The following is a 5,288-nucleotide window of genomic DNA, read 5'->3' as shown; positions in this document are numbered from 1 at the left end:
CAGTACCATCGGCGCAGGCAGGCTTAACTTCTCTGTTCGGAATGGGAAGAGGTGAGCCCTGCAGCTATAGTCACCCTAATATTTTTAATTAGGTATTAGTTCCTAGTATATCTTGACATTATTAAATGTTGTATTAAGTCTTATGTTTTATTGTATTAAGTGATTACTTAATACTTTTTACATAATACATTTTACAAACTTTTACAATCTGGTATTACATGTTTAATCCAAATAAGATTAACTAACCTTCTCTATGACGATTAAATCAATCTTAGTATTTAATCTTTTTATTGTTGTTGGTATCGCTACCAACTATCTTTGATTCGTTGTACTTTTAAGAAAAAGTCTATGGGTAATTAGTACTACTCGACTATGACATCGCTGCCTTTACATCTATAGCCTATCAACGTTGTAGTCTACAACGACCCTTTAAAGAAGTCTAATCTTGCGGCGAGTTTCGCACTTATATGCTTTCAGTGCTTATCTCTTCCAAACGTAGCTACTCAGCGGTGCACCTGGCGGCACAACTGATACACCAGAGGTTTGTTCAACACGGTCCTCTCGTACTAGAGTCAAGTCCGCTCAAACTTCTAACGATCACAACAGATAGAGACCGAACTGTCTCACGACGTTCTGAACCCAGCTCGCGTGCCACTTTAATGGGCGAACAGCCCAACCCTTGGGACCTTCTCCAGCCCCAGGATGTGACGAGCCGACATCGAGGTGCCGAACCTCCCCGTCGATGTGAGCTCTTGGGGGAGACTAGCCTGTTATCCCCGGAGTACCTTTTATCCTTTGAGCGATGGCCCTTCCATACGGAACCACCGGATCACTATGTCCTGCTTTCGCACCTGATCGACTTGTTGGTCTCACAGTCAAGCACCCTTATGCCATTACACTCTACGCACGGTTACCAAGCGTGCTGAGGGTACCTTTGAAAGCCTCCGTTACTCTTTTGGAGGCGACCACCCCAGTCAAACTACCCACCATGCACTGTCCTTCCTAAAAGGAAGTTAGGCTCCAAGTAAATAAAGGGTGGTATTTCAACAATGACTCCACAATACCTAGCGATACTGCTTCATAGTCTCCCACCTATCCTACACATTATTTACCCGAAGTCAATACAAAGCTATAGTAAAGGTTCACAGGGTCTTTTCGTCCCGTTGCGATTAACCGGCATCTTCACCGATACTACAATTTCACCGAGATCATGGTTGAGACAGTGCCCAGATCGTTACACCATTCGTGCAGGTCGGAACTTACCCGACAAGGAATTTCGCTACCTTAGGACCGTTATAGTTACGGCCGCCGTTTACTGGGGCTTCAGTCAAAACCTTCGAGTTACCTCTAAGCTCCTTCCTTAACCTTCCAGCACCGGGCAGGTGTCAGACCCTATACGTCATATTTCTATTTTGCAGAGTCCTGTGTTTTTGATAAACAGTCGCCTGGGCCTTTTTACTGAGGCTGTCATTGCTGACAGCGACCTTTCTCCCGAAGTTACAGGTCTATTTTGCCTAATTCCTTAACCATGAATCGCTCGAGCGCCTTAGGATACTCTCCTCGACCACCTGTGTCGGTTTACGGTACGGGCTGCACATCTCGCTATTTCTTGGAACAATTTTCAGAGGATTATCACTCCAGCCGAAACCTTCGTGTACTATCCCTACTTTACGTAGGTTCAACGTACTATTCCGTCAGTACGCACCTCCTACAATCATTCGTCACTTTTATTGAGTGCAGGTACGGGAATATTAACCCGTTTGCCATCCACTTCCCCCAAAGGGTGCGTGTTAGGTCCCGACTAACCCTCAGCTGATTAGCATAGCTGAGGAATCCTTAGTCTTACGGCGAATAAGTTTCTCACTTATTTTATCGTTACTCATGCCTACATTTTCTTTTCTAAAAGCTCCACCACCCATTACCAGGTGACTTCTGCGCCGTTAGAATGCTCCCCTACCAGTACATCTAAAAGATGTAATCCATAGCTTCGGTAATATGCTTATGCCCGATTATTATCCATGCCGGATCGCTCGACTAGTGAGCTGTTACGCACTCGTTAAATGAATAGCTGCTTCCAAGCTAACATCCTAGCTGTCAATGCAATCCAACCGCGTTTTCTCAACTTAGCATATATTTGGGGACCTTAGCTGATGGTCTGGGTTCTTTCCCTCTCGGACATGGACCTTAGCACCCATGCCCTCACTGCCTAGAAACATATATTAGCATTCGGAGTTTGTCAGGAATTGGTAGGCGGTGAAGCCCCCGCATCCAATCAGTAGCTCTACCTCTAATATACTTAACTATACGCTGCACCTAAATGCATTTCGGGGAGTACGAGCTATTTCCCAGTTTGATTGGCCTTTCACCCCTACCCACAGGTCATCCGAAGACTTTTCAACGTCAACCGGTTCGGTCCTCCACTTTGTGTTACCAAAGCTTCAACCTGCCCATGGGTAGATCACAAGGTTTCGCGTCTAATACTACTGACTATAACGCCCTATTCAGACTCGCTTTCGCTACGGCTCCGGACCTGAAGTCCTTAACCTTGCCAGCAACATTAACTCGTAGGCTCATTATGCAAAAGGCACGCCGTCACACTTACGTGCTCCGACCGCTTGTAGGCGTACGGTTTCAGGTTCTATTTCAACTTTCTATTCGAAATGCTTTTCACCTTTCCTTCACAGTACTAGTTCACTATCGGTCTTTGAGGAGTATTTAGCCTTGGAAGATGGTCCTCCCATATTCGGACAGAATTTCTCGTGTTCCGCCTTACTCGTTATCAACTATATAAAAATTTCACTTACGGGACTATCACCCTCTTCGGTTAACCTTTCCAGGTTATTCTGTTATCTTTATAAAGTCTTTAGGGCTAATCCGCGTTCGCTCGCCACTACTTACGGAATCTCAATTGATTTCTTTTCCTATTGGTACTTAGATGTTTCAGTTCCCAACGTTCGCTCTGCTTACGCAGTGACATGTCTTCAACATGCCGGGTTGTCCCATTCGGAAATCTTCGGATATAATGTGTATGTGCCACTCCCCGAAGCTTATCGCAGCTTATCACGTCCTTCATCGCCTCTCAAAGCCTAGGCATCCGCCGTACGCCCTTTGTAACTTTTTTCTCGATTTAACCGTCATATTATTGAGCGGTTATGTTAATCTTACTCGTTTTATTGATTAATTGTATACCTTTTTAAAACTTTTGTATTTATTTCTAAATCTGTTTGTTTTTGATTGTATGCGATTATAATTATTAAATTATAATCTGTTTCTAATAATGTCAATGAACTCTTCTGTTAATTCGGAAATGTGATAATTTGCTAATTAGCTAATTAAATAATTCTCAAATTAAATTCGTGGAGAATATCGGAGTCGAACCGATGACCTCTTGCGTGCAAGGCAAGCGCTCTAGCCAGCTGAGCTAATCCCCCTCTTTATGTTATTTAGTAGTCTCAGGCAGACTCGAACTGCCGACCTCTACATTATCAGTGTAGCGCTCTAACCAGCTGAGCTATGAGACTCTTTAATACTCTTAAAGAGTGGTCTATATTTATAGTTTATACAGAATAAAAAGCCGAATCAAAATCAATCTTCTAATTAATAGAAGAAAATTCGTCGTTCTCTAAATATGAGATGTTCCAGCCGCACCTTCCGGTACGGCTACCTTGTTACGACTTAGCCCTAGTTACCAGTTTTACCCTAGGCAGCTCCTGTTACGGTCACCGACTTCAGGTACCCCCAGCTTCCATGGCTTGACGGGCGGTGTGTACAAGGCCCGGGAACGTATTCACCGCATCATGGCTGATATGCGATTACTAGCGATTCCAGCTTCATAGAGTCGAGTTGCAGACTCCAATCCGAACTGAGATAAGTTTTCGAGATTCGCATCCTATCGCTAGGTAGCTGCCCTCTGTACTTACCATTGTAGCACGTGTGTAGCCCAAGACGTAAGGGCCGTGATGACTTGACGTCGTCCCCACCTTCCTCGCGGTTTGCACCGGCAGTCTCATTAGAGTCCCCGTCTTTAAACGCTGGCAACTAATGATAGGGGTTGCGCTCGTTGCAGGACTTAACCTAACACCTCACGGCACGAGCTGACGACAGCCATGCAGCACCTTGCATTCTGTCCGAAGAAAAAACTATTTCTAGTCCTGTCATTATGCATTTAAGCCTTGGTAAGGTTCCTCGCGTATCATCGAATTAAACCACATGCTCCACCGCTTGTGCGGGCCCCCGTCAATTCCTTTGAGTTTCATTCTTGCGAACGTACTCCCCAGGTGGGATACTTATAACTTTCGCTTAGCCACTGAATCCGAAAATCCAACAGCAAGTATCCATCGTTTACGGCGTGGACTACCAGGGTATCTAATCCTGTTCGCTCCCCACGCTTTCGTCCATCAGCGTCAGTTAATGTTTAGTCACCTGCCTTCGCAATTGGTGTTCTGCGTAATATCTAAGCATTTCACCGCTACACTACACATTCCAGCAACTTCAACATTACTCAAGACTAACAGTATCAATGGCAGTTTCATAGTTAAGCTATGAGATTTCACCACTGACTGATTAATCCGCCTACGGACCCTTTAAACCCAATAAATCCGGATAACGCTTGCACCCTCCGTATTACCGCGGCTGCTGGCACGGAGTTAGCCGGTGCTTATTCTTCTGGTACCTTCAGCTATCTACTCGTAGATAGGTTTATCCCCAGATAAAAGTAGTTTACAACCCATAAGGCCGTCTTCCTACACGCGGGATGGCTGGATCAGGCTTCCACCCATTGTCCAATATTCCTCACTGCTGCCTCCCGTAGGAGTCTGGTCCGTGTCTCAGTACCAGTGTGGGGGTTCACCCTCTCAGGCCCCCTAAAGATCGTCGACTTGGTGAGCCGTTACCTCACCAACTATCTAATCTTACGCATGCCTATCCTACTGCGATAAATCTTTCAAAACTCCATAATGCTATGAAATCTATTATAAAGTATTAATCCTCCTTTCGAAGGGCTATCCTTTTCAGTAGGGCAAGTTGCATACGCGTTACTCACCCGTGCGCCGGTCTCTAATTCCCGAAAGAATTATACCCCTCGGCTTGCATGTGTTAGGCCTCCCGCTAGCGTTCATCCTGAGCCAGGATCAAACTCTCCATTGTAAATTATTTTGTTTAGTCTATAAGACTTATGTTTTTACAACTTCGAATTTCCTTAAGCTCCATTATTCAAGGATTGACTTCGTTATTATTCGGCTTATTTTTTCTTCTGTATATATTATAATTTCAAATGAACTTCTCAGTTT

2 tRNA genes and 3 rRNA genes are annotated in these 5,288 nt (G+C 44.7%); all 5 read right to left on the bottom strand.

What is annotated here, in order from left to right:
• Nucleotides 1-78: ribosomal RNA gene (gene rrf / locus HX088_RS13580) — 5S ribosomal RNA — on the bottom strand; the annotation flags it as partial.
• Between the two features lie 258 nt (nt 79-336).
• Nucleotides 337-3,121 (bottom strand): 23S ribosomal RNA (locus HX088_RS13575).
• Nucleotides 3,122-3,357: 236 nt separating this feature from the next.
• Nucleotides 3,358-3,431: transfer RNA gene (locus HX088_RS13570), tRNA-Ala, on the bottom strand.
• Between the two features lie 16 nt (nt 3,432-3,447).
• Nucleotides 3,448-3,521: transfer RNA gene (locus HX088_RS13565), tRNA-Ile, on the bottom strand.
• Nucleotides 3,522-3,626: 105 nt separating this feature from the next.
• Nucleotides 3,627-5,145: ribosomal RNA gene (locus HX088_RS13560) — 16S ribosomal RNA — on the bottom strand.
• Between the last annotated feature and the right edge of the window lie 143 nt (nt 5,146-5,288).

It is taken from the genome of Empedobacter sp. 225-1 (genome assembly GCF_030328185.1).
GTDB lineage: Bacteria > Bacteroidota > Bacteroidia > Flavobacteriales > Weeksellaceae > Empedobacter > Empedobacter stercoris.
The sequence above is the reverse complement of the archived record's forward strand: the minus strand, read 5'-3'. Positions and strand labels throughout refer to the sequence as shown.